At 70.6% G+C, this 23,768-nt stretch carries 23 protein-coding genes; 13 read left to right on the top strand and 10 right to left on the bottom strand.

The genetic code is table 11. From position 1 onward, the window contains the following. The first annotated feature begins 150 nt into the window (after window positions 1-150). The 6 genes from ACGFQ9_RS19185 (at window position 151) to ACGFQ9_RS19160 (ending at window position 7,603) form a co-directional block, all read left to right on the top strand. Window positions 151-1,218: an ABC transporter substrate-binding protein gene (locus tag ACGFQ9_RS19185; protein WP_393575030.1), complete on the top strand. Its 1,068-nt coding sequence runs from the start codon at window positions 151-153 to the stop codon at window positions 1,216-1,218. A gap of 116 nt (window positions 1,219-1,334) precedes the next feature. Continuing rightward, a complete protein-coding gene (locus ACGFQ9_RS19180) occupies window positions 1,335-2,237 on the top strand; it encodes a siderophore-interacting protein (RefSeq protein ID WP_393575028.1) in 903 nt (300 codons plus the stop codon). Between the two features lie 183 nt (window positions 2,238-2,420). Next, window positions 2,421-3,923, top strand: a complete 1,503-nt coding sequence (locus ACGFQ9_RS19175; RefSeq protein WP_393575027.1) for a pyridoxal phosphate-dependent decarboxylase family protein — start codon at window positions 2,421-2,423, stop codon at window positions 3,921-3,923. Beyond that, window positions 3,910-5,226 (top strand): lysine N(6)-hydroxylase/L-ornithine N(5)-oxygenase family protein, encoded by a 1,317-nt coding sequence (locus ACGFQ9_RS19170; RefSeq protein WP_393575025.1) that lies wholly within the window; start codon window positions 3,910-3,912, stop codon window positions 5,224-5,226. Before ACGFQ9_RS19175 ends, ACGFQ9_RS19170 begins: the two co-directional genes overlap by 14 nt. Then, window positions 5,223-5,825 (top strand): GNAT family N-acetyltransferase, encoded by a 603-nt coding sequence (locus ACGFQ9_RS19165; RefSeq protein WP_393575024.1) that lies wholly within the window; start codon window positions 5,223-5,225, stop codon window positions 5,823-5,825. Before ACGFQ9_RS19170 ends, ACGFQ9_RS19165 begins: the two co-directional genes overlap by 4 nt. Then, entirely contained in the window at window positions 5,822-7,603 is a 1,782-nt protein-coding gene (locus ACGFQ9_RS19160) for an IucA/IucC family protein (protein WP_393575022.1), read from the top strand. Before ACGFQ9_RS19165 ends, ACGFQ9_RS19160 begins: the two co-directional genes overlap by 4 nt. An 87-nt stretch (window positions 7,604-7,690) precedes the next feature. Here ACGFQ9_RS19160 and ACGFQ9_RS19155 read toward each other — a convergent pair whose 3' ends face one another. Together ACGFQ9_RS19155 and ACGFQ9_RS19150 are read right to left on the bottom strand one after the other, a co-directional pair. Beyond that, the gene (locus ACGFQ9_RS19155; protein ID WP_393575021.1) at window positions 7,691-9,184 is read right to left on the bottom strand and encodes a hypothetical protein; all 1,494 of its coding nucleotides are present in this window, start codon (window positions 9,182-9,184) and stop codon (window positions 7,691-7,693) included. A 303-nt stretch (window positions 9,185-9,487) separates the two neighbouring features. Further along, window positions 9,488-9,892 carry an ATP-binding protein gene (locus ACGFQ9_RS19150; RefSeq protein WP_393575020.1) on the bottom strand — a complete coding sequence of 135 codons (405 nt, stop codon included), beginning with the start codon at window positions 9,890-9,892 and terminating at the stop codon, window positions 9,488-9,490. A gap of 280 nt (window positions 9,893-10,172) precedes the next feature. Between ACGFQ9_RS19150 and ACGFQ9_RS19145 the strand changes: the two genes are divergently transcribed. Beyond that, entirely contained in the window at window positions 10,173-11,132 is a 960-nt protein-coding gene (locus ACGFQ9_RS19145; RefSeq protein ID WP_393575019.1) for a helix-turn-helix domain-containing protein, read from the top strand. Beyond that, complete coding sequence (locus ACGFQ9_RS19140; RefSeq protein WP_393575017.1) at window positions 11,129-11,344, top strand: DUF397 domain-containing protein; 216 nt, start codon at window positions 11,129-11,131, stop codon at window positions 11,342-11,344. The genes ACGFQ9_RS19145 and ACGFQ9_RS19140 overlap by 4 nt, the downstream gene beginning before the upstream one ends. A gap of 1 nt (window position 11,345) precedes the next feature. Here the strand turns inward: ACGFQ9_RS19140 and ACGFQ9_RS19135 are convergent, their stop codons facing one another. Further along, a complete protein-coding gene (locus tag ACGFQ9_RS19135; protein WP_393575015.1) occupies window positions 11,346-12,362 on the bottom strand; it encodes a hypothetical protein in 1,017 nt (338 codons plus the stop codon). 132 nt (window positions 12,363-12,494) lie between these two features. After that, the gene (locus ACGFQ9_RS19130; protein ID WP_393575013.1) at window positions 12,495-13,076 is read right to left on the bottom strand and encodes a hypothetical protein; all 582 of its coding nucleotides are present in this window, start codon (window positions 13,074-13,076) and stop codon (window positions 12,495-12,497) included. A gap of 246 nt (window positions 13,077-13,322) precedes the next feature. On the opposite strand from ACGFQ9_RS19130, the gene ACGFQ9_RS19125 reads away from it, so the two are divergent. Next, window positions 13,323-14,150, top strand: coding sequence for a sulfite exporter TauE/SafE family protein (locus ACGFQ9_RS19125; protein ID WP_393575011.1), 828 nt, complete (start codon window positions 13,323-13,325; stop codon window positions 14,148-14,150). Between the two features lie 55 nt (window positions 14,151-14,205). Continuing rightward, on the top strand, window positions 14,206-15,264 hold the full coding sequence (locus ACGFQ9_RS19120; RefSeq protein WP_393575010.1) for a hypothetical protein: 1,059 nt from the start codon (window positions 14,206-14,208) through the stop codon (window positions 15,262-15,264). 57 nt (window positions 15,265-15,321) lie between these two features. Here ACGFQ9_RS19120 and ACGFQ9_RS19115 read toward each other — a convergent pair whose 3' ends face one another. The 5 genes from ACGFQ9_RS19115 to ACGFQ9_RS19095 form a co-directional block, all read right to left on the bottom strand. Then, entirely contained in the window at window positions 15,322-15,996 is a 675-nt protein-coding gene (locus tag ACGFQ9_RS19115; protein ID WP_393575008.1) for a DUF5701 family protein, read from the bottom strand. Window positions 15,997-16,090: 94 nt separating this feature from the next. Then, window positions 16,091-17,224, bottom strand: a complete 1,134-nt coding sequence (locus ACGFQ9_RS19110; RefSeq protein ID WP_393575006.1) for a site-2 protease family protein — start codon at window positions 17,222-17,224, stop codon at window positions 16,091-16,093. Between the two features lie 92 nt (window positions 17,225-17,316). After that, a complete protein-coding gene (locus tag ACGFQ9_RS19105; RefSeq protein WP_393575005.1) occupies window positions 17,317-17,715 on the bottom strand; it encodes a hypothetical protein in 399 nt (132 codons plus the stop codon). Next, window positions 17,712-17,996, bottom strand: a complete 285-nt coding sequence (locus ACGFQ9_RS19100; RefSeq protein WP_393575003.1) for a ribbon-helix-helix protein, CopG family — start codon at window positions 17,994-17,996, stop codon at window positions 17,712-17,714. Before ACGFQ9_RS19100 ends, ACGFQ9_RS19105 begins: the two co-directional genes overlap by 4 nt. 78 nt (window positions 17,997-18,074) lie before the next feature. Continuing rightward, window positions 18,075-19,775 (bottom strand): beta-N-acetylhexosaminidase, encoded by a 1,701-nt coding sequence (locus ACGFQ9_RS19095; RefSeq protein WP_393575002.1) that lies wholly within the window; start codon window positions 19,773-19,775, stop codon window positions 18,075-18,077. A gap of 52 nt (window positions 19,776-19,827) precedes the next feature. On the opposite strand from ACGFQ9_RS19095, the gene ACGFQ9_RS19090 reads away from it, so the two are divergent. The 3 genes from ACGFQ9_RS19090 (at window position 19,828) to glmS (ending at window position 23,068) form a co-directional block, all read left to right on the top strand. Further along, entirely contained in the window at window positions 19,828-20,730 is a 903-nt protein-coding gene (locus ACGFQ9_RS19090; RefSeq protein ID WP_393575001.1) for a DUF4429 domain-containing protein, read from the top strand. Window positions 20,731-20,889: 159 nt separating this feature from the next. Further along, window positions 20,890-21,165, top strand: coding sequence for a hypothetical protein (locus ACGFQ9_RS19085; protein ID WP_393575369.1), 276 nt, complete (start codon window positions 20,890-20,892; stop codon window positions 21,163-21,165). Between the two features lie 85 nt (window positions 21,166-21,250). Beyond that, a complete protein-coding gene (glmS, locus tag ACGFQ9_RS19080; RefSeq protein ID WP_393575000.1) occupies window positions 21,251-23,068 on the top strand; it encodes a glutamine--fructose-6-phosphate transaminase (isomerizing) in 1,818 nt (605 codons plus the stop codon). Window positions 23,069-23,135: 67 nt separating this feature from the next. Here glmS and ACGFQ9_RS19075 read toward each other — a convergent pair whose 3' ends face one another. Beyond that, complete coding sequence (locus ACGFQ9_RS19075; RefSeq protein WP_393574998.1) at window positions 23,136-23,702, bottom strand: GPR1/FUN34/YaaH family transporter; 567 nt, start codon at window positions 23,700-23,702, stop codon at window positions 23,136-23,138. Window positions 23,703-23,768: the final 66 nt, after the last annotated feature.

Here is a 23,768-nt window from a genome sequence, read left to right as displayed (position 1 = left end):
GGGCGACGGGGAGGCGGGACCGGACCGAGACCGAAGTGAGATCCAAATTACTTAGGACTGCCTTACCAATTTCGGCCAAGGTTAGGCTAACCTTCCCAGCGAACGGCCCGCTCCAAGGCCGCCCCGGCCAGCACGAAAGCAGACACAGCCATGCCCAAGCCCAGAGCGTCCCTCCTCACCCGTCGCGGCCTGATCGCCGCCGGCGGTGCCCTCAGCCTCGTCGCGACCCTCGCCGCGTGCGGCGGCAACGACGCGGCCAAGGACAAGGCGGACGCCAAGGACAAGGGCGCCGCGGCATCCGGCCCGTGGAGCTTCAAGGACGACCTCGGCAAGACGGTCGAGGCCAAGAGCACGCCGAAGAACATCGTCGCCTTCACCGGCACGGCCGCCGCGCTGTACGACTACGGCGTCCAGGTCAAGGGCGTCTTCGGCCCGACCAAGACCGCCGACGGCAAGCCCGACGTGCAGGCCGGCTCGATGGACATCTCCAAGGTCGAGATCCTCGGCAACGTCTACGACGAGTTCAACGTCGAGAAGTACGCGGCCCTCAAGCCCGAGCTGCTCGTCACCAACACCTGGGACGGCACCTACTGGTACGTGCCGGCGGCCTCCCAGGACAAGATCCTGAAGCTGGCCCCGGCCGCCGCCGTGGGCGCGGGCGGCGCCTACCCGGACAAGACCCCGGTCACCATGGACAAGGCCCTGCAGCGCAACGCCGAGCTGGCCAAGTCCCTGGGCGCCGACCTGGCCGCCAAGAAGAACGCCGACGCCAAGGCCCGCTTCGAGGCCGCCGCCGGCAAGGTGCGCGAGGCCGTCAAGGCCAACCCGGGCATCAAGGTGCTGGTCGGCTCCGGCTCCCCCGAGCTGTTCTACGTCTCCACCCCGGAGACCTCGGCCGACCTGAAGTACTTCCAGGACCTCGGCGTCGAGTTCGTCGTCCCGGAGAAGGACAAGCTGGACCAGGGCGGCTTCTACGAGAGCCTGAGCTGGGAGAACGCCAGCAAGTACAAGGCCGACCTCATCCTGCTCGACAACCGCAGCGCCACCCTCCAGCCCGAGGCCCTGCTGAAGGACAAGCCCACCTGGGCCGGTCTCCCCGCGGTCAAGGCCGGTCAGGTCGCGCCGCGCACCACCGAGCCGATCTACTCGTACGAGAAGTGCGCGCAGATCCTCGAGGACCTCGCCAAGGCCATCCAGAACGCCAAGAAGGTCGGCTGACACCCGGCCGACCCGACAGCCGGGCCCCGACCGGGGCCCGGCTCCCGGCCGTTCACCGGCCGCAGTGCCCGCGGGGCACACCCGCGCCCGCACGCATCCCAGGGGGGAACACCCGCATGACCGACGACACCACCGTCCCCCACTTCAGGTTCTTCGAGCTCGAAGTGGTCCGCACCGAGCGCATCGGGCACTCCTTCCTGCGCGTCACCTTCGGCGGCGAGTCCCTCGCGGGGTTCCGCTCCGGCGGCTTCGACCAGAGCCTGTCCCTGTTCCTCCCGCTCCCCCACCAGGAGCACACGGTCCTGCCGTCCACGGACGAGGACACCTGGTTCGCCGCCTGGCGCGGCGTACCGGACGAGGAGCGCCCGGTGATGCGCTCGTACACGGTGCGCGGGCAGCGCCGGACCGCCGAAGGGGCGGAGGCCGACGAGCTCGACATCGACTTCGTGCTGCACGGGACCGCGAGCCCCGCGTCGAACTGGGCCGGCCGGGCCGTGTCCGGCAGTCGCATCATGGCCATCGGACCGGCCGTGGCCGAGAACAAGTCGGTCCGCTTCCAGCCGCCGGCCGGCACCGGCGCATGGCTGATGTACGCGGACGAGACCGCGCTGCCGGCCGCCGCCGCGATCCTGGACCGGCTGCCGGAGGGCACGCCCGTCCGGGCCGTGTTCGAGGTCCCCCACGAGGACGACCGGTTCCTGTCCGTACCCGGCGGGGACGGCAAGGAGATCCACTGGGTCGTACGCGATCCCGCCACCCCCGGCCCGGCGCGGGCCGAACGGGCGCTGGAGGCGTTCCGCGGCCTGGAACTGCCCGGCACCCCGGCCCCGTACGCCTGGATCGCGGGCGAGGCCGGCACCGTACGGGCGGTGCGCCGCCATCTGGTGCAGGAGCGGTCCGTCGACCGGCGCGCGGTGCGCTTCACCGGCTACTGGCGGCTCGGCGCCAGCGAGGAGCAGCTGCTCGCCGAGGCGTACGCGGGCCAGGCGCCCAGCGAGGACCCTGACTCCGCTCTCTAGTACGGGATTTCACATCCCGTCACCCGTATCCCATGAGGGCCCCGGCGATTTTCGGCCGGGGCCCTTCTCCATTTGGCCAATAATTAAGGTTAGGCTAACCTAAACATCGCACGGCGCACTCTGCCTGCCGCCCCCACCCCCCATTCGCTCTTCCCTCTTCTCCCCTGCCCGGAGGACCTGTTGATGCGCTCGCACCTGCTCAACGAGACGACCGCCGACCGCTACCGGCGGACCGTGACCGCGGGCGTCGAACGCGTGGCCGCGAAACTCGCCTCCACGGACCGCCCCCACACCGGGATCGCCGTCGACGAACTCGCCCCGGTCATCGCGGGGATCGACCTGGACCGGCCGCTGGAGGACCCGGCCGCCGTCCTGGACGAGCTGGAGGACGTGTACCTGCGGGACGCGGTCTACTTCCACCACCCGCGCTACCTGGGCCACCTCAACTGCCCGGTGGTCATCCCGGCCGTGCTCGGCGAGGCGATCCTCTCCGCGGTCAACTCCTCGCTGGACACCTGGGACCAGTCCATCGGCGGCACCCTCATCGAGCGCCGCCTGATCGACTGGACCGCCGAGCGGATCGGCCTCGGGATGGGCGCGGACGGCGTGTTCACCTCCGGCGGCAGCCAGTCCAACTTCCACGCGCTGCTGCTGGCCCGCGACGAGGCCTGCCGCACCGTCATGAAGCAGGGCCTGAACGAGGGCCGGGAGCTCGCCAAGTCCGAGATCCTGCCCAGGCTCCGCATCCTCACCTCCGAGTGCAGCCACTTCAGCGTGCAGAAGTCCGCGGCGATGCTGGGCCTCGGCTACGAGGCGGTCATCTCCATACCCGCCGACCGCGACCGCCGCATGGACACCGCCGCGCTCGCCCTGGAACTGGAGAACTGCGCCCGCGAGGGCCTCTTCCCGATGGCGGTCGTCGCGACCGCCGGCACCACCGACTTCGGCTCCATCGACCCGCTCCCGGAGATCGCCGCGCTCGCCGCCGAGCACTCCGCCTGGATGCACGTGGACGCCGCCTACGGCTGCGGACTGCTGGTCTCACCCACCCGACGGCACCTGCTCCACGGCATCGAGCTCGCCGACTCGGTCACGGTGGACTACCACAAGTCCTTCTTCCAGCCGGTCTCCTCCAGCGCCGTGCTGGTCCGCGACCGCGACACCCTCAAGCACGCCACCTACCACGCGGACTACCTCAACCCGCGCCGGATGGCCGAGGAGCGGATCCCCAACCAGGTCGACAAGTCCATCCAGACCACCCGCCGCTTCGACGCCCTCAAGCTCTGGGTGACCCTGCGCACCATGGGCGCCGACGGCATCGGCGGGCTCTTCGACGAGGTCGTCGACCTGGCCGCGGCCGGCTACGAGGTCATCGCCACCGACCCGCGCTTCGAGGTGGTCGTCCGGCCCCAGATCTCCACCCTGGTCTTCCGCTACCTCCCCACCGCGGACAGCACCCACGCGGCCGCCCGCCCCGAGCTGGTCGACGAGGCCAACCTGCACGCCCGCAAGGCGCTGTTCGCCTCGGGTGAGGCCGTGGTGGCCGGCACCAAGGTGGACGGCCGCCAGTACCTGAAGTTCACCCTCCTCAACCCGCAGACCACGACGGCCGACATCGCCGCCGTCCTCGACCTTCTCGCCGCGCACGCCGAGCAGTACCTGGGAGAGTCCCTTGTCCACGCCTGAGACCACCGCGTCGCACCCGACGTACGACTTCATCGCCATCGGCCTCGGCCCCTTCAACCTGGGGCTCGCCTGCCTGACCGCGCCGATCGACGGGCTGGACGGCCTGTTCATCGAGTCGAAGCCGCACTTCGAGTGGCACGCCGGGATGTTCCTGGACGGCGCGCACCTGCAGACCCCCTTCATGTCGGACCTGGTCACCCTCGCCGACCCGACCTCGCCCTTCTCCTTCCTGAACTACCTGAAGGACAAGGACCGGCTGTACTCCTTCTACATCCGCGAGAACTTCTACCCGCTGCGGACCGAGTACAACGACTACTGCCGCTGGGCCGCCGACCGGCTCGACAACGTCCTGTGGTCCACCTCCGTCACCTCCGTCACCCACGACGAGGAGAGCGGACTGTACGAGGTCCACACCGACGGCGGCGCCACCCACCGCGCCCGCCGCCTGGTGCTCGGCACCGGCACCCCGCCGCACGTCCCCGCGGCCTGCGAGGACCTCGGCGGCGACTTCTTCCACAACTCCGCGTACGTCCAGAACAAGACGGAGCTGCAGAAGAAGAAGTCGATCACGATCGTGGGCTCCGGCCAGAGCGCGGCGGAGATCTACTACGACCTGCTGACCGAGATCGACGTCCACGGGTACAAGCTCAACTGGGTGACGCGTTCCCCGCGGTTCTTCCCGCTGGAGTACACCAAGCTGACCCTGGAGATGACCTCCCCGGAGTACGTGGACTACTTCCACGCCCTCCCCGAGGACACCCGGTACCGCCTGGAGGGGCAGCAGAAGAACCTGTTCAAGGGCATCGACGGCGACCTCATCAACGCGATCTTCGACCTGCTGTACCAGAAGAAGGTCACCATGCCGGTCGACGTCCCGACCACACTGCTGACCAACACCTCGCTGGACTCCGCCGCGTACGACGCGACCACCGGCACGTACACCCTGGGGCTGCGCCAGGAGGAGCAGGAGCGGGACTTCTCCCTCGCCACCGAGGGCCTGGTCCTGGCAACCGGCTACCGGTATTCCTTCCCGAAGTTCCTGGAGCCGATCCGCCACCGCCTGAACTTCGACGGGCGCGGCCGCGTCGACGCGGCCCGCAACTACAGCGTGGACGTCACCGGACGCGGGATCTACCTGCAGAACGGCACCACGCACAACCACTCCCTCACCTCGCCCGACCTGGGCATGGCGGCGTACCGCAACGCGTACATCGTCGGCGAACTGCTCGGCCACGCCTACTACAAGGTCGAGAAGTCCATCGCGTTCCAGCAGTTCAACGCCCCGGAAGGCGCCCTCGCATGAGCACCACCCCCACGGCCACCCTCTTCAGCCGCACGGACGACGCCCTCGGCACGTTCTCGGTGCGCCCGCTGGACCCGTTCTCCGACGCGGAGCTGCTGCACCGCTGGGTCACCGACCCGAAGGCGTCGTTCTGGATGATGCAGGACGCCTCCCTCACGGACGTCGAACGCGAGTACATGCGGATCACCGCGCACGAGCACCACGACGCCTTCATCGGCCTGCACAACGGCGAGCCCGCCTTCCTGATGGAGTCCTACGACCCGCGCGAGCTGGAGCTGGTCGGCCTGTACGACCCGCAGCCCGGCGACGTCGGCATGCACTTCCTGGTCGCGCCGACCGACGCCCCGCTCTCCGGGTTCACCCGCGCCGTGATCACCACGGTGATGGCGGCCCTGTTCGCCGACCCGGCCACCCGGCGCGTGGTCGTGGAGCCGGACGTCCGCAACAAGGCCGTCCACGCGCTCAACGAGGCCGTCGGCTTCGTGCCGGAGCGCGAGATCACCAAGCCGGAGAAGGAGGCCCTGCTGTCCTTCTGCACCCGGGACCGGTTCGAGGCCGCGACCGGCATCTTCGCCGACGGCGAGGAGGCCGCCGCATGAGCATCACCGACGCCATCACCCACCTCTCCCCCGAGCTGTGGGCCCGCGCCAACCGCGCCCTGGTCCGCAAGGCGCTCGCCGAGTTCTCGCACGAGCGCCTGCTGACCCCGACCGCCCTCGGCGGCGACCGGTACGCCGTCCGCAGCGACGACGACACGGTGGAGTACTCCTTCACCGCCGCCCGGCACGCCCTGGACCACTGGGCGGTGGACGAGTCCACGATCACCCGCCACCGGGAGGGAGTGGCGGCCGAGCTCGACGCCATCGACTTCCACATCGAGTTCCAGCAGGCCCTGGGCCTGAGCCCGGAGGTCCTGCCGGTCTACCTGGAGGAGATCTCCTCCACCCTGGCCGGCTCCGCCTTCAAGTACACCAAGCCGCAGCTGACGGCGGCCGTCCTCGCCAAGTCCTCCTTCCAGGACATCGAGACCGGCATGACCGAGGGCCACCCCTGCTTCGTGGCCAACAACGGCCGGCTCGGCTTCGGCGTGCACGAGTACCACGCCTACGCCCCCGAGGCCGCGAGCCCGGTCCACCTGGTGTGGGCGGCGGCCCACAAGGAGGTCTCCACCTTCACGGCGGGCGCGGACCTGGACCACGACAGCTTCATGCGCGCCGAACTGGGCGACGCGGCGGTCGAGGGCTTCGCCGCGAAACTGCGTGCGATGGACCTGGAACCGGCGGACTACCACCTCTTCCCGGTCCACCCCTGGCAGTGGTGGAACAAGACGACGGTGACCTTCTCGGCCGAGATCGCCAACCGCCGCCTGGTCCTGCTGGGCGAGGGCGAGGACGCGTACCTCCCGCAGCAGTCGATCCGTACGTTCTTCAACACCACCACCCCCACCAAGCACTACGTCAAGACGGCGATCTCCGTCCTGAACATGGGCTTCATGCGGGGCCTGTCGGCGGCCTACATGGAGGCCACCCCGGCCATCAACGACTGGCTGCACGCGCTGATCGAGCAGGACGAGGTCCTGCAGTCGGTCGACTTCTCGATCATCCGCGAGCGGGCGGCGATCGGCTACCGCCACCGGCAGTACGAGCGCGCGACGGACCGCTACTCCCCGTACCGCAAGATGCTGGCCGCGCTCTGGCGCGAGTCCCCGGTGGGCTCGCTCAAGGACGGCGAGCGCCTGGCCACGATGGCCTCGCTCCTCCACGTGGACGCGGACGGCAAGTCCTTCATCGGCGCCCTCATCGAGGAGTCGGGCCTCACCCCGGCGGAATGGCTGCGCCCCTACCTCCGGGCCTACCTCCTCCCGCTCCTCCACTGCTTCTACCGCTACGACCTCGCGTACATGCCGCACGGCGAGAACACGATCCTGGTGATCAAGGACGGTGTCGTCGAGCGGGCGGTCTTCAAGGACATCGCCGAAGAGATCGTCATCATGAGCGGGGACGCCGTCCTGCCCCCCGAGGTCGAGCGCATCCGCGCGGACATCCCGGAGGACATGAAGCTCCTGTCCATCTTCACGGACGTCTTCGACTGCTTCTTCCGCTTCCTCTCCTCGATCCTGGTCACGGAGGGCATCTGCACGGAGCAGACCTTCTGGCAGGCCGTGGCCGACTGCGCCCACGACTACCAGGCCTCGATGCCGTGCCTGGCGGAGAAGTTCACCCGGTACGACCTCTTCGCGGACGAGTTCCAGCTGTCCTGCCTGAACCGCCTCCAGCTGCGCAACAACAAGCAGATGGTCGACCTCTCCGACCCCTCGGCCGCGCTCCAGCTGATCGGCACCCTCCAGAACCCCGTCGCGCCGTACGCGCGGCGGTGACCGGGGGAACGGGCGCGCGCACTCGAATACGGTCCCTCGGGCGCGCGCCCGTTCCCACCCCCGGACGGCGTGTCCTCCGGCCTGTCCTCACGTCCCCGAGGGGGGTGTGGGAAGCCCCTGTCCCCCGAGTGCGACGAGGGACAGGAGGGTGATCGAGCCCGTCCACGCGAGCGGGGCCACCGATGAGGGACTGCCCGTTCCGTCGACCTTCTCGTGCAGTTCGCCGAGTGGGTTCTTCTTGGAGATGAGCCAGTCCAGGATCCGCTCGGCCTTCGACCTCTCCCCCGTTGTGGCCCACGCCAGCGCGAAGAGCGACGTGCTGGGCGTCCAGGCGTTCCTCCCCCACGGTGCGGTGGGGGCGTTGCCGGGGGTGAGGCCTCCGTTGGGCATGAGCAGGGCCTTGTAGGTGGCGTCGAGCGCCCTGGCCAGGCCTGGCCGGGCCGTCGTGAAGGGCGGAGCCATGAAGGTGGCGGCGCTGTCGTGTCCGTGCCGTCCGTCGGCGGTGCGGCGGTACCCCAGGGGGGCGAAGTTCTTCGAGATGCCGGAGGACAGCCGCTTCGCGGCGCTTCGCCAGCGGGCCGCGTCCCCCGGATGGCCCGCTGCCACGGCAAGGTCTGCGGCCGAGTTCAGCCCGGCCAGCAGGGGCGCGGCGGTACCGATGTTCGGCGTGGTCGTCGCGAGCTCCCAGTAGTCGGGAGAGGCCGGCGGCAGGCCGTCGGCCCCCAGGGAGGACGCCGCGTAGTCGGCCGCCTTGCGGATCATCGGGTAGAGGACCGCCAGACCGGGCCGGCGGGTGACGGCAGGTGCCGCCTGGTACCACTGCCAGGTGGCCCAGGGGACCCAGCCGTTGGCGTCGAGCTGCCATCGTCTGCCGTCCGGCGGGCCGGATCCGTCGAGTTTGGTCCTCGCCTCCCAGGTGCCGTCGGGGCGCTGGGTGGCGGCGCTGTAGCGGAGGATCCGGAATGCCTCGGCGTGATGGCCGGTGTGGGCGAACGCCGCCGAGGTGAAGCTCGCGTCGCGGGGCCAGGAGTACTTCCAGCCGGGAGTCCACGCCGCCGCCAGGGCACCGTTCGGCTGCAGGAGGGCGCGCATGGAGAGCAGCGCACGCTCCGCACAGGCGCGCCGTTCCGGTGTGTCACCCGGCACCTTCCCGGCGGCCAGCCAGGCGCGGCTCTCCGCGATCTGCCGCCGGGCCGCCGGATCACCGGCCGCGACCACGACCGACACGGTCCGGCCTCTGGGAAGGTACTTCCACCTGCCCGACGGCAGCTGCAGTACGTTGCTCCCTTCGACGTACCGTGCGCCCCGGGCCGTCCATGCCGGGATGCCCTCGACGGAGGTCGTGTTGTACAGGAGGCCGACCGCGGGGACGACGGGGAGTGCGGGGGCGTAGCCGCCTTCGACGCCACCGGTCAGGCCGGTCATGTGGTGGCCCGGGGGGCGGACGGGGTACTCCGACTGCGCCGCGCCGCCGTGCCGGCCGGCGGCCGGGTGCCCCGGGACACACATGAGCAGGAGCGCGATCGCGAGGATCCCCGTGCCCGTGCCGACCGCCAGGCGGGCCGGCGAGGTCGCAGGCATGGCGGCTCCCTCCGTCGGCCCTTCGCGGTAGCCCTGACCGCCATCCTCGAAGCACGGCACGGCCCCGGCCACCGCATGTACGTCACCCGGGTGACGCGGGCCGTCAGGGAGACGCGAAGGCCCGCTGGAAGTCGGTCACGATCCGCCGGTACCCGGTGTGCCCGGTACACCGCGCATGCCGCAGCGCCCACACCGCGGTCGTGTCCTCCTCATCCGCCGGCCCTGACCCCGCATGGCACGAGGTGCACTCGACCTCGTGGATCGGCCCGCTCCCCGACCGGTCGACGCTCAACAGCCAGCAGCTCACCGGTCCTTCACGGACAGCTCGGCCCACACCCGCTTCCCCGGCCCGCTCCGCTCCCCCACGGCCCACCGGTCGGCCAGGGCGCTGACGAGGTGCAGCCCCCTCCCGCCGGTGTCCGCCCCCTCCCGGACCACCGGCCCGACCGGACAGGCGTCGTGCACCTCCACCCGGACCCCGTGTGCGAGCCGCACGTACCGCGTCTCGATCTCCCGGTCGCGGGGCGCGACGGCGTGCCGTACGGCATTGGTGACCAGCTCCGACGCGACGACGAGCGCATCGTCCTCCAGCTCCTGAAGGCCCCACCCGGCGAGCGCCTTGCGCAGCTCCGCCCTGGCGAGCGGCACGCACCGCGCCTCCCTCCGCCACCGCAGCACGACTTCGTTCCGGCCCTGGGGCTCACTCACCGGACCACCACCCGCCCGTGAATGACGCGGGGCCCGAGATCGATCCCGTAGGTGGCGAGCACCAAGACCTGCCGTCGCCACCATTGCCTCAGCGGTGACACCAACCCGATAAAATGCAACACGTTGACGCTCCTTCGTTAAGCGTTGGCCACGCCCCCGGACTGTTCGCGCAGTCGCGGGGGTTCTGCTTTCCGCAGCTTGGTCACGCATCGCAATGGCGCGCGTACCCCTTGCCACCTCAAGAGTGCTTGGGGCCAGTACAACTGGCAAGCCAAACTGCGTGATTGGCAAACTTGCCAAAACAACTTCCTTCCTGTGGGTGACGCTGTGCCAGCATGTGGATCGGTCGGGCGACGCAGGCAAGACTTGGCGGCAAGGAGCGAAAGGGCGGGTGGCCGTGACAGCACCAACCGTTCGGCGCAGGCGACTTGGATCCGAACTGCGCCGACTGCGCGAGGCCGCAAGGCTCACACTCGAAGAGGTGGAAGCACGGTCGGGTCTGAGCACTTCCAAGGTGTCCCGCATCGAAAGCGCTGCCCGAGGCGCAAAGCCGGCCGACGTCGAACAGCTCATGGACGTCTACCAGGTAGCGGACTCCGAGGTAAGGGCCTTCCTGAGCGCACTGGCCAGGGACGGCAGCAAGCGGGGCTGGTGGCAGACGTACGACCTCAAGCCCAGGTATGCCGACCTGATCAGCATGGAGCACGACGCTGTCACGGTCAGCACGTTCGAGCCGATGCTGGTCCCGGGCCTGCTGCAAACAGCCGCCTATGCCCGCGCCGTCATCGGCACGCTCAGCACGACGGCGACACCGCAGGAAGTCGCACGGTTGGTCGAGGTTCGAGTAGCGCGGCAGTCCGTTCTCACCAGGCCCGGACCGCTGGCACTGCACGCAGTCATCCACGAGGCAGCGCTCACCACCCGCGTTCCAGGTGCAGGCGTCATGCGCGATCAACTGCAACGGCTGCTCGATGCCACCGCACACCCGAACCTGACCGTTCAAGTGCTGCCGCTGGACGCCGAATTGCACCCTGGGGCCGCTGGCGGCTTCGCAACGCTCGGCTTCGGCCAACCCGCACTCGACGTCGTTCTCCTGGAGCAACTTGACCGCAGCCTGTACATCGAGGAGCCTCACGAAGTGAAGCGCTACGCAGATGCGTTCGAAACGCTCGCCGCGTTGGCGTTGACACCGGAGCAGTCACGCTGCTTCATCACAGCCAAGAAGGACGCCGTGCAGTGATCACTCAGACAAACCAGTCGCTCCAGGCACCCGAGCTCTGGCGCAAGAGCAGTCACAGCGGCGCCGACACCAACTGCGTCGAGGTCGCAAAGGTCGCAGACGGCGGGATGGCGGTGCGGGACAGCAATGACACCGCCCGCCCCGGCTTCCACGCCACTGCCCCGGCCTGGGCCGCCTTCGTGCGCGGAGTGAAGGGCGGCGGCCCGGTCTGATTCAGGTCGGCCTCATCTCCACCCGGAAGCTGCCGTCGTCCGGCAGTATGACCACCACCTCTCCGGACTTCCAGTCACGGGGGACGAGGTAGAAGTGTGTCGGTGACTTCGCCAGGGCGACAAAGCCGGTGTAGCGGAAGCGGTAGGGCCCGCTTTCGCTGCCCTCGTCCGCGACGGTGATCCCTGGTGCGTCATGGGCGATCTTCACGCGCGAATGGATCACAGCCTCCGGGTTGTTCTTGAATCCCTCGGCCGCGTCGCTTTCCGCATCCTGCCGGCCCGCGGCCGCTGCCTCCCCGGCCACGAACCAGAACAGCACCCCGGCCACCATCCCCACGTACATCACCTTGGTGAATAGCCACATTCGCCTACCACCGGGCGAAGTACGCCACGCCGCAGGCCCCACCCAGAGGCCGGAAAAGTACAGCGCAGATCCCATCGCCGTGACGAGTAGTGACACAGACGTACCCGGTTCTCCTCCCACCCACCAACCCAACACTGAGAACAGCCACGGGGCCAGCATGATGAGCATGCCGGAAACCAGGAGCCACCGTGCTACCACGCGGCGCCGTGCTACCAACCGGGGCGCTGCCAGCATGTTGTCGACCGACACCAGCAGCATGACCAAAGTCAGGCCGAAATAGAACAGGGGCCACACCGTGAGGAAGATCGCGCGTGGGCTCTTGACCAGGTAAGCCTGCACAGAGAGCTGCAGGTCACCTGGTGGAATCCCGAAGAAGGAGTAGTACGCCTCCGTGTACGTGTTGCCGTAGTAGTAGAGCAAGCCGATGACAGCGGTGCCCGGAGCGAGGACGTACGCCGCCATGTCGAGGAAGGACACCCGCCTCGGGGCCTCCGGCTGCGGCGACTGCTGCTCCGCCTGGCGCCCTCCGCCGCCACCAAGGGAGTCGGGCATGGTCACAATGTGACCAGCCATGCCCCCGGCCGCACGCCGGGCCGTTCCATCCGGCTGACGGCGGGTTGGGGCATCGGCGCGGGCGGGGCCGACGACGGCCATCCACGTAGCCGATACCGCGCGTCTCCCGACAGACACGCGGGTGCGATCCTGGGTTCTGGCTCAGCTCCTGCTTTCTGTGTGCGCGCACGCTGAGTGATCTCCGCTGGGAGACCAGATGGCCGAAGATGGATCTCAGGTGCAGACGATGGGGCAGCCACGCCGGATCGAGTGCTCGGCAGCGCGCAGGAACAGTGCGACGTAGAAGGCTGTGTCCAGGTCCTTGCTCCACGCTCCTGTTCGAGTCGTGGCCAGTTCCTGTGCTTGGTGCCTGAACCACATGCTCAGGTCGAGGTTGTCGCATGTCGCCGGGGTTTCGGGTGGCAGATCGACGGCTGCCGCCAGCTTCTCGGCGAGCGGTAGCACCTGGGGAGCGCCGACGACCATGGTCTCGTGGTCGCCGGAGTCGATGGGCAACCAGATCTCCTCATCGAGCGAGAAGGGCAGGAGCACGGCCCAGCCGCAGAGGATCTCCGTTTCCTCTCGTGACAGGTGCATCTGGCACAAGGCGAGGAACCCGGTCATGGAGGGGGTCAGTTTCTCCTCGAAGGCTTGCCCTGAGCCACGTGCGAATTCCGTCTCCGGGGGTACGTCCTCGTAGGGCGGCAGGCCCCGCCGCCTGAGTTCAGCGTTGAGCGCTGAAGCAACTGCGCCCCATCCGTCCTCCTCGTCACCGAACCATTCCTCCGCACCGACGCTCACCAGATATACACCCATGTCGGGAAGTTACAGCGCCCATCTGACATCGATCAGTGAGCCGACAGGACTCGCTTGCACAAGAAAAGTGAGGCCGGCAATGACGGCTTCACGGTAGCGGTCGATTCCCGTCTGACGGCCTCTGCCGGTCCGGCCCGGCATCGCGCTCGGAAATCCAGACGAATGCGGCGCGGGCGCGTGGTGGCTTTGCCTGAAGTCGGGGGCGATTCGTAGCCGACGGGTACCGCCACCAGCGACGATGCCCGGATGGCCACCGAGAAGGACACCGTTCCCGCTCCCTTTCCCGTACGTTCGGCGCACTCGGCGCCTGTGGTGTTCGGCGCGGGAGCGGCCATCGGCGTGCTGGGCGGGATGATCGGTCTGGGCGGTGCGGAGTTCCGCCTGCCGCTGTTGATCGGTCTGTTCGGGTTCGCCGCGATCTCGGCGGTCATCCTGAACAAGGCGATGAGCCTGGTCGTGGTCCTGGTCGCGCTGCCCGCCCGCCTGGCGGCCGTCCCGGCCGCCGCGGTGGCGGCGCACTGGACCGTCGCGGTCAACCTGCTGGCCGGCAGCCTGCTGGGCGCCTGGGCCGGAGCGACCTGGGCCGTACGGATGCGCAGCTCCACCCTCTACAAGGTGCTGGCCGCGCTGATGGTGCTCATGGCCGTCGCCCTGGTCGCCACACACACCACCACCCTCGCGACGCTCTCGCTGCCGCTGTGGGCACAGGTGCCGAGCGGGGTCGTGGCCGGCTTCGGCATCGGGGTGGTCGCGGCGATCATGGGCGTGGCCGGGGGCGAGCTGCTGATCCCGACGATCGTGCTGCTGTTCGCGGTGGACATCAGGACCGCCGGCAGCCTGTCGCTGCTGGTGTCGCTGCCGACCATGCTGGTGGCCTTCGCCCGCTACAGCCGTGACGGCAGCTTCACCGTGCTCGGCGCCAACCTCCGCTTCACCGCGGTCCTGGCCGCCGGCTCGATCGCCGGTGCACTGCTGGGCGGGCTGCTGCTCGGGGTGTTCCCGGACCTGGTGCTCATCCCCGCACTCGCCGTGGTCCTGCTCGTGTCCGCGGTCAAGCTCGCCCGACACGACTGACGGTCGGCCGCGACTCCCACGGCCCCGGCACAGGCGGGCCGGAAGAATGGGCGGCGTGACAGCTTCCCACCCGCTCGCCGGGATCGCCGCGGAGCCGGAGACGGCGGCCCGCTGGGCCCTGGGCCGCATCGCCTCGGCCGTCGCCGAGGACGTCCGCTTCGACGGTGTGGCCCGGTCGGTCGGGCACCGGGTGCCGGAGGACGTCTCCGGGCGTTACGGCTCCCACAGCACCGCCCGCTTCGGGAGCAGTGCGCCGGAGCCGGACGGCCACGAAGTGCTCGACGGCGCTTCGACGGCGGAGCTGCGTACGGACGTGTCCGTCGGGGTGGATCCGTGCCTGGCGCTCGCGGATCCGGCCCGGCTCGTCGGCGCGGTCGCCACCGCCACGGACGGGCGCCTCACCCGGCACGGCGAGCGGCCCGCCGTCGAGCTCGTCCTCACCCCCGACCCCGAGTCCGCCGACCCGAACGACCCCTGGCTCCCGCCCGGGGCGACCCGGCTCGTCGCCACGGTCGACGTCCGGACCGGCCTGCTCCTGGCAGCCCGCGTCTTCGACGCCCACGGCTGCTTCCGCAGCGGTGAGCTCCTCCTCACCCGCACCTCCGCCGACGCGGCAACCGCCGTACCCGCGTACGAAACGGGAGCCGGTGCCGTACTGGCCCGGATGGCGACCTCGCTCCTCGACCCGGTGCGGCTGCACGCCCTGGTCGAGGCCCGGCCCGGCGTCGACGCGCCACCGGCCGCGGCTTCGCTGCCGTCCCGGCGGGAGTGGACCGTCACCGTCCACAGCCCCAGCGGCACCCTCACCGCGGACATCAGCGGCCACTACCGCAGCGACCGGACATCCCCGGGCGCGGCCCGGCTCGCCGAGCTCCTCACCCCGGCCCGCATCGTGTCCCACCTCGCGTACGCCACGACGACCGGCTCCGCCTCCCTCCGCGCCACCGTCCGCCCCCTGCGCGGCTTCCCGCTCAGCGCCTGGGCCCCGGACGGGGACCTCACCTGCGCGTTCACCATCGACCCGGCGACCGGCGTACTCCTCCGCGCCCACACCACCGACGCCGCCTCCCGCACCCTCTTCCGCTGCGACGTCCAGCTCCACCGCCCCGCGTAGGGACGGCCGCGCAGTCAATACCGCCGGGGCCGTCGCGACCGTCCCCTCCGGGGGGAGCTAGTGCGCGCGGCCTGCGGCGGAGGCGAAGCCCAGCCAGGTGTGGCGGTTGCCCCACCAGCACCAGCCGACCTTCGGAGCGTCACGCCGCTCGCGGCCGTCCCGCCCGGTGCCGTTGCTGATCCAGATCGCCGGGGTGCGCGCGTCCAGGGCGCCGTTGGCCTTGCGCAGCCGGGAGCCGATGGTCATGAAGCAGTGGTTGCGCTCCAGGACCTCCGGCTGCTGGAGCAACCAGTGGATGCCTTCGCCGAGCAGCAGCGGGGTGCGGCCCTCCTTGGCGATGGCGGGCAGTGCCTCCTCCGGGCTCCAGTTGGCCATGTGGTCGCCGCGGTCGAGGCCGGTGACGACGTAGAGGGGGGCGTCGGGCAGCTCGACGGCGTCGGGGGCGAAGCGGTCGACGTCGGCCATGTCGGTGACGACGAAGCCGGGCTTGCCCTCGTGACGGAGCAGCGGTGCGAGGGCGGAGGCGGGAACCCGGTCCGGATGGATGGCGAGCAGGGCGTCTCCGGCGCCGGCCTCACCACCGGCGCTCTCCGCGAAGGTGCGCAGCTCGTCGGCGGGTATCCCCGCGAGCTCGTGCACCCCGAGCCGGATCAGGTGATCCGCCTGGGCGGCGAGCGCCGGGAGAAGGGGCGTGGCGGCGATGGACGGGGTAACGGACGGGGTATCGGACAAGGCACTCCTCGGTTCGCGGTTCGAGCAGTCGACTCGGGGCCAACGGCGAGGACGGCGGGAAGGTTCCCCGGAGTGCCGCGCCACTCCCGCGAGTTCAGCGGCCTGCCGGGCGCCGGAGCGCGTACCGCTGGAGCAGACGGGCGATGTCCCGTTCGGTGATGATGCCCGCCAGGGTGCCGGCGTCCGTGACGAGTACGTGGATGCTCGCGGCGGCCGGTGCCATGCGTTCCAGGACGTCCGGCAGGAGGTCGTCGGGGGCGCAGGTGGCGCACCGCTCCAGCGGGACCGCCACGTCGCGGACCCGGAGCTCCTCCCGCTGCGCGGGCGGGACCTTGGCGAGCCGGGCCAGGTGGAGCAGGCCGCTGGGGCGGCCGTCGAAGTCGAGCACCGGCAGCACCGCGTGGCGGGCGTGCAGGGCCACGTCCTGCACGCAGCGGTCCACGGTCAGCCAGTCCGGGCAGGTTTCCACCGGGCTCGACATGGCCTCGGCGGCCGGGACCCCGCGCAGGGCCGGCGCCAGCCCGGCGCGGCGGTGTTCCATGCCGGCGACGAAGAAGACGAAGAGGCCGATGAGCGCCAGCCACGCGCCGCCGGGAGTGCCCTGCAGCAGGGTCAGCCAGCCGACCGCGATCATCGCGGCGCCGAGGAACTGCCCGCTGCGGGCGGCCGCCTGTTCGGCCCGGTCCTGGTCGCCGGTACGCCACCACATCAGCGCCTGCACCACCCGGCCCCCGTCGAGCGGGGCGGCGGGCAGCAGGTTGAACACGCCGAGGACGGCGTTGATCCAGCCGAGCCACACCAGCACGGCCGCGGGCACGGACCACCCCGTCAGGGCGTCGAGCCCGACACCGGCCCCGAACGCCGCCGCCCCGACGACCAGGCTGGCGGCCGGTCCGCTCACCGCCACCAGGAACGCCGCGCGGGCGGCTCGCGGCCGGCCCATCTCGGTCACCCCGCCCAGCGCCCACAGCGTGATGCCCTGCACCGGGATGCCCTTCTTCCGGGCGGTGACCGCGTGGGCGGCCTCGTGCGCCAGCAGGCTGCCGAGCAGCAGGACCGCCCCGGCCGCGGCGGCGACCCCGTACACGGTCCCGGACCGGTCCGGTACCGAGGCGGGCAGCGTCCGGCTGCCCAGGCTGTACCCGAACAGCCACACCAGCAGCGGCACCGTCCAGTGCATGCGCAGCGGTATCCCGAAGACCCGCCCCATCGGCAACGAGTTCTTCATGGCCATCTCCTGCAAGCCGCCCCACTGACAGTCTTGCGCGGCGATGGCCGGGGTGGGCTGCGGCGGTGCGCTGGGCACCCAAACGCAGCCGGTCAGTAGAAGCCCAGCATCCCCGGGGCGTCAATGTCGACGGTGACGATGCCCGGCGGGTACGCCTCCTCGGTTCCGGTGAGCAGAATCGACATGCTCGCGAACTCCGCGCGCGGCAGCGCACAGTACAGAGCGTGGCAGGTGTCCGGACCTCCGTAGCCGTCACGGACCATCGTGCCCACGGTGACCGAGGCGATCGTGTCGAGATCATCGACGAGGACCGAGGAGAGGCCCAGCACACGGCGTGCTGCTCCCTCGTCCTCAACCTCGGCCTGCATCAGGCACAGGGCAGGGACGGTCAGATGGTCCCCCGGGGTCCGCGCCATGTTGCCCGCGAGCAGGCTCAGTGTCTTGTGACCGCCGGCCAGCGCCCGCACCGCACTGGTGTCGAGAATGATCACGCAGCATCCTGCCCGACCGCCCGGACCTTCTCAGCGGCGATCTTGTAGATGTTGGCGAGAACGTCCGGCGCCTGGTCGAATTCCTCGTCGCTGATGGCGACCCCGAGCACCTCACGCACCAGCTTCCGGTCGGCGGCGAGCCGCTTGTCGCGCTGTGCGGCGGTCAGCTGTTCGGCGGCCAGCGCCTCCACCAGCTGCCCGATGCTCAGTCCACGCTCTTTGGCGAGCTCCGCCAGGTGGTCACGGGTCTCTTTGGGAACCTGAATGGTCGTGGTTGCCATAGTCGCACTATAGGGCAGCCATAGCACCGGAGGGCCGACTCTTGCGGACCGGCCGTTCGACGCACCCCGGCGGACCCGTCAGCTGCGCTGGATGTCGTCGCGGGGCGGGAAGGGGGCCGTCGGGCGGGCCGCGGCCGGGGAGGGCAGGACCGGGGCGGGCCAGGGGACGTCGGGGGCGCGGAAGTAGTTGATCTGCTGGGCCTCCAGGCGGGGGCCGTGCGCGGCGAGGCGCTGGGCGTACGCCGGCCAGTCGAGCTTCCCGGCCGGGGACCAGCCGAGTTCGGCGAGGCCGAGAAGCCGGGGGAAGGCCATGTACTCCAGGTCGGCGCGGGTGGCGATGGTCTCCGTCCACAGCGGGGCCTCGACGCCGAGGATCGCCGATTCCGGGACGCCCGCGAAGTACGCCCCGGGGTTCCAGCCGTACGAGCGCCGCACCGGGACGTAGCCCGCCCACGCCAGACCCGGCTTGGTGTCCTTGTCGTACTTCATGTCGAGGTACGCGTGGTCGGCCGGGGAGAGGACGATCGGGTGCCCCGCCCTCGCGGCGGCGGCGACCCGGTCCCGCTCGGCCGCCGGGGTCCTGTCGTGGCCCCACCACTGGAGGACCGCGCCCGGCGCCGGGTCGGCCGCGGCCAGCTGGTGCCAGGCCACCACCGTCTTGCCGTACTTCGCCACCACCGCCTGCGCCCGCTCCATGAAGGCCGCGTAGTCCGCCGCCGGGGTGGAGTGCGCCTCGTCGCCGCCGATGTGGAGGTAGCGGCCGGGGGTGAGCTCGGCGACCTCGCGCAGCACGTCGTCGATGAACTCGTAGGTGATCTCCTTCGACACGCACAGCGAGCTGAAGCCGACCTTGGTGCCGGTGTAGCGGGCGGGGGCCCTGCCGTCGCAGTTGAGCTCGGCATAGGAGGCGAGGGCCGCGTTGGTGTGGCCCGGCATGTCGATCTCCGGGATCACCTCGATGTAGCGGTCGGCGGCGTACTCGACGAAGTCGCGGTACTCCTCCCGGGTCCAGTGGCCGCCGGCGCCTCCGCCGACCCCGCCCACCCCGCCGTAGGAGGCGAGCCGCGGCCAGGAGGCGATGTCCAGGCGCCAGCCCTGGTCGTCGGTCAGGTGCACGTGCAGCTTGTTGATCTTGTACTGGGCGAGCTGGTCGACGTACCGCTTCACCTGCGGGACGGTGAAGTGGTGACGGGCGATGTCGATCATCGCCCCGCGGTACCCGAACCGGGGGGTGTCGGTGACCGTGCCGCCGGGGACCTCCCGGCCGTCCGGGCCGGAGACCAGCTGGCGCAGGGTCTGCACCCCGCGGAACAGCCCGGCCGGGGCGTGCGCGGTCAGGGTCACGGCGGCGGCGGTGGACTCCAGGCGGTAGCCCTCCTCGCCGAGCCGCCCGTCGGACGTGTCCAGGCGCAGCCGGATGCCGTCGCCGCCGCCCGCCCCGCTGCCCGCCCCGCCGCCCGCCGCGTCGTCGACCACGGGCAGTGGCAGGCCGGTGGGGCCGCGGAGCTCCTCGGCGAGGCGTTCGCCGATCTGCCGGACCTCCTCGTCGCCGGCGCTGTCACCGGGGCCGGTACGGATCACCGTGCCGGGGGCGAGGCGGTGGGCGGGACCGCCGGGCCTGACCTCGGCGGGGGCCGGGAGCAGCCGCTCGTACGGCGGGGGGTCCGCGTACGCGAGCCGCTCGCCGGACTTCGCGTCGCCGGCCCCGCGGGCCTGGGAACAGGAAGCCGCGGCGGCGAGGACCAACAGGACACCGAACGTGCGCAGAACCCGATTCACGCACCCAGGTATAGGCCAACTGCCGTGATCGGCGCGGTGGAAGAATCGCAGGATGGCAGAAATCATCCAGAAGGACGGCACTTGGACCTTCGACGGGGACGCGGTGCGCATCGTGCCGGGCCACGAGAAGTCCACCGGGCTGCTGCGGCAGACCCTCGGCGAGGTCACCGTGCCCCTGCACGCGCTCGCCGGGATCTCGTACGAGCCGGGCCGCAAGGCGGGGCGGCTCCGGCTGAGACTGCGGGACGGGGCGGACCCACTGCTCCAGGTGACCGCCGGGCGCCTGCCCGAGGCCTCGGACCCGTACCGGCTGACGGTGGAAGGGGACCGGGGCGGGGTCGCCGAGTACTTCGTCGACGCGGTGCGCAACGCGCTGCTGCTGGACCAGGTGGATCCGGGGCCGGTGACGGAGTACCTGCTGCCGGGGCCCGCCGTGCCGATCACCGCGTCGGCCGGTGACGGGACGGCCTCGTTCAACGGCGACCGGGTCAGCCTGGAGTGGAACTGGAAGACGGAGGAGGCGAAGGCGTCCGGCGGGCCGCGGTCCTTCCGGGTGGCGGACATCACCTCGGTGGACTGGTTCCCGGCGGTCGGCCTGGAGAACGGCTGGCTGCGCTTCGTCCTGGCCGGGAACACGGCGAGCGCGCCCGCGGCCAAGTACGACCCGCACAGCGTGGAGCTCTTCGGGTTCAAGAAGGACCCGCTGATGGCGCTGGTCGCGGCGGCCGTGGCGGCCCGGATGCCGCATCCGGCGGCTCCGGCCGACGAGGCCCCGCCCGTGAAGGAGCTCACGGCGCCCGCGGCTCCGGCCGCGGCCGGAGCCGCGGCTCCTGGTGCCGAGGACCACGACGCGCTGCTGCGGCGCCTGCGCGAGCTCGGCGAGCTGCACCAGGCGGGGATCCTGACCGCCGACGAGTTCGGCACCGCGAAGGCGGCGGTCCTCCGCCGGTTCTGACCCTGCCGGTTCTGACCCTGCCGGTTCGACCCTGCCGGTTCTGACCGGAACCGGCGATTCTGGCCGGAATGACCCATTCCTTGGCCTGCACCATAAAGATCCTGCCCGAAATCGGGCAGGATCTTTGCGTTCCGAGGCGTGAGACGTCAGTATCTACGGGTGCTCGAACGCCGCCCGTCACATGACGACCTCGTCGACCACCTGGTGCGCAGCACCGCGCTGCAGCGCGGTGAGGCGGCCCGGGTGGTGCTCGACGTACTGGCGTACTTCGACGAGACGACGGAGGAGTTCGTCCGCCGCCGCCACCGCGAACTGCAGTCCGGCGGATCGGTGAACACGGAGATCTTCGACCGGATCGCGGCCGAGCTGCCGCACCGCGCCGTGGCACCCCCGGAGCTCTCGCTCCGGCAGCTGCGTCGCATCGTCTACGGCTGACCGCCGGCCGCGAACCGGCCGGACAGGACAGGGCAGAGCAGGGCACGGGCACACACGTAGGAACGTTCAGGAGGGGCATACACCCATGTGCGGAATCGTCGGCTACATCGGCAAGCGTGACGTCGCTCCGCTGCTGCTGGAAGGCCTGCAGCGGCTGGAGTACCGGGGTTACGACTCGGCGGGCATCGTGGTCAACAGCCCGAAGGCCAGCGCCCTGAAGGTGGTCAAGGCCAAGGGCCGCGTCCGCGACCTGGAGGCCCGGGTCCCCAAGCGCTTCGCCGGCACCACCGGTATCGCCCACACCCGCTGGGCCACCCACGGCGCCCCGAGCGACCACAACTCGCACCCGCACCTCGACCCCGAGAACAAGGTCGCCGTCGTCCACAACGGCATCGTGGACAACGCCTCCGAGCTGCGCGCCAAGCTCGAGGCCGAGGGCGTGGTCTTCGCGTCCGAGACGGACACCGAGGTCATCACCCACCTGGTCGCCCGCTCCGAGGCCGACACGCTGGAGGGCAAGGTCCGCGAGGCCCTCAAGGTGATCGAGGGCACGTACGGCATCGCCGTCATGCACGCCGACTTCGCCGACCGCATCGTGGTCGCCCGCAACGGCTCCCCGGTCATCCTCGGCATCGGCGAGAAGGAGATGCTCGTCGCCTCCGACGTCGCCGCGCTGGTCGCCCACACCCGCCAGGTCGTCACCCTGAACGACGGCGAGATGGCCACCCTCAAGGCCGACGACTTCCGCACGTACACCACCAGCGGGACGACCACCAACGCCACCCCCGAGACCGTGGAGTGGGAAGCCGCCTCCTACGACATGGGCGGCCACGACACGTACATGCACAAGGAGATCTCCGAGCAGCCCGACGCGGTCGACCGCGTGCTGCGCGGCCGGATCGACGACCGGTTCTCCACCGTGCACCTGGGCGGCCTGAACCTGGACCCGCGCGAGGCCCGCGCCATCCGCCGGGTCAAGATCCTGGGCTGCGGCACCTCGTACCACGCCGGCATGATCGGCGCCTCCCTCATCGAGGGCATGGCCCGCATCCCGGCCGACGCCGAGCCGGCCTCGGAGTTCCGCTACCGCAACCCGGTGGTCGACCCCGACACCCTCTACATCGCGGTCTCCCAGTCCGGTGAGACCTACGACGTGCTGGCCGCGGTCCAGGAGCTCAAGCGCAAGGGCGCCCGGGTGCTGGGCGTGGTCAACGTGGTGGGCTCCGCGATCGCCCGTGAGGCCGACGGCGGCGTCTACGTGCACGCCGGCCCGGAGGTCTGCGTGGTCTCCACCAAGTGCTTCACCAACACGGTCGTGGCCTTCGCGCTGCTCGCCGTGCACCTCGGCCGGATCCGCGACCTGTCCGTCACCGACGGCAAGCGGATCATCGAGGGCCTGCGCAAGCTGCCCGCCCAGATCAGCGAGATCCTGGAGCAGGAGGACGACATCAAGCGGCTGGCGGCCGAGTACGCCGACGCCAAGTCGATGATGTTCATCGGCCGGGTGCGCGGCTACCCGGTGGCCCTGGAGGCCTCCCTCAAGCTGAAGGAGATCTCCTACATCCACGCCGAGGCCTACCCGGCCTCGGAGCTCAAGCACGGCCCGCTGGCCCTCATCGAGCCCTCGCTGCCGACCGTCGCGATCGTCCCGGACGACGACCTGCTGGAGAAGAACCGCGCGGCGCTGGAGGAGATCAAGGCCCGCAGCGGCCGCATCCTCGCGGTCGCCCACCGCGAGCAGGAGAAGGCCGACCACACGATCGTCGTCCCGAAGAACGAGGACGAGCTCGACCCGATCCTGATGGGCATCCCGCTCCAGCTGCTGGCGTACCACACCGCCCTGGCCCTGGGCCGGGACATCGACAAGCCCCGCAACCTGGCGAAGTCCGTCACCGTCGAATAGCCGACGGCGTGCCGCAGCCCCCGTGCATCCGTGCACGGGGGCTGCGGCGTACCTGCGGCTGCGGGCGTCAGCCGGCGGCGGGGGCGCTGCGGCCCGCGCGGCCCAGGGACATCGGCCACTTCGCCAGGGCCGCGGTGGCGCCGTACCAGCCGAGGAGGCCCGAGACCGCGGCGACCCAGCCGCCGGCCTTGGCGAGTCCGCCGCTGTCCGCGAAGGCACCTATCGCGAGCAGGAGCAGGGAGAGGGTCAGCAGGGCGTAGACGCCCTGACTGAACAGACCGCTCGACGCGGCGACCGTGAGGGTCAGCGCGAGCAGCGCGAAGAGGACCAGAAACGTTCCGGCGGCCTCATCGGAGACCGTCGCGCCGGCACCCTTGGCCCAGGTGAACCAGAAGATGCCGAGGCCCGCGAAGGCAGTGCCGTTGAACCCGTTGCCGCCGCGGTACTCGAGGAGTCCGAGGAGGAAGAGGGCGACGCCTCCCACGTACATGGCGAGGAGGACGGAGTTGGCCGCGGAGACACCGTCGATCACGCCGGTGTGGCCGATTCCGAATGCGAGAAGGGTGAGACCCAGGGCCAGGTTCCCCAGGGTCGAAGTGGTGGCCGTGCTTCCCGCGGAGACGTCATTGTCCACGGCGGGCTCCCTTCGATCTGCTCTGTAATTGTGCTGCTACCCAGCGACTTTTATGTACCCTTTACG

Origin of the sequence: Streptomyces sp. NPDC048603, from assembly GCF_043199475.1 — a bacterium.
Classification (GTDB): domain Bacteria; phylum Actinomycetota; class Actinomycetes; order Streptomycetales; family Streptomycetaceae; genus Streptomyces.
Note: the sequence above shows the minus strand (reverse complement) of the source record. Positions and strands in the feature narration are given on the sequence as shown.

Excerpts from the sequence above, each read along its gene's own strand:
- ACGFQ9_RS19125 (WP_393575011.1), top strand. The coding sequence starts at position 13,323 with ATGGCCACCGAGAAGGACACCGTTCCCGCTCCCTTTCCCGTACGTTCG.
- glmS (WP_393575000.1), top strand. The coding sequence starts at position 21,251 with ATGTGCGGAATCGTCGGCTACATCGGCAAGCGTGACGTCGCTCCGCTG.
- ACGFQ9_RS19185 (WP_393575030.1), top strand. The coding sequence starts at position 151 with ATGCCCAAGCCCAGAGCGTCCCTCCTCACCCGTCGCGGCCTGATCGCC.
- ACGFQ9_RS19175 (WP_393575027.1), top strand. The coding sequence starts at position 2,421 with ATGCGCTCGCACCTGCTCAACGAGACGACCGCCGACCGCTACCGGCGG.
- ACGFQ9_RS19100 (WP_393575003.1), bottom strand. The coding sequence starts at position 17,996 with ATGGCAACCACGACCATTCAGGTTCCCAAAGAGACCCGTGACCACCTG.
- ACGFQ9_RS19110 (WP_393575006.1), bottom strand. The coding sequence starts at position 17,224 with ATGAAGAACTCGTTGCCGATGGGGCGGGTCTTCGGGATACCGCTGCGC.
- ACGFQ9_RS19180 (WP_393575028.1), top strand. The coding sequence starts at position 1,335 with ATGACCGACGACACCACCGTCCCCCACTTCAGGTTCTTCGAGCTCGAA.
- ACGFQ9_RS19135 (WP_393575015.1), bottom strand. The coding sequence starts at position 12,362 with ATGGCCGTCGTCGGCCCCGCCCGCGCCGATGCCCCAACCCGCCGTCAG.
- ACGFQ9_RS19160 (WP_393575022.1), top strand. The coding sequence starts at position 5,822 with ATGAGCATCACCGACGCCATCACCCACCTCTCCCCCGAGCTGTGGGCC.
- ACGFQ9_RS19155 (WP_393575021.1), bottom strand. The coding sequence starts at position 9,184 with ATGCCTGCGACCTCGCCGGCCCGCCTGGCGGTCGGCACGGGCACGGGG.
- ACGFQ9_RS19090 (WP_393575001.1), top strand. The coding sequence starts at position 19,828 with ATGGCAGAAATCATCCAGAAGGACGGCACTTGGACCTTCGACGGGGAC.
- ACGFQ9_RS19165 (WP_393575024.1), top strand. The coding sequence starts at position 5,223 with ATGAGCACCACCCCCACGGCCACCCTCTTCAGCCGCACGGACGACGCC.
- ACGFQ9_RS19130 (WP_393575013.1), bottom strand. The coding sequence starts at position 13,076 with ATGGGTGTATATCTGGTGAGCGTCGGTGCGGAGGAATGGTTCGGTGAC.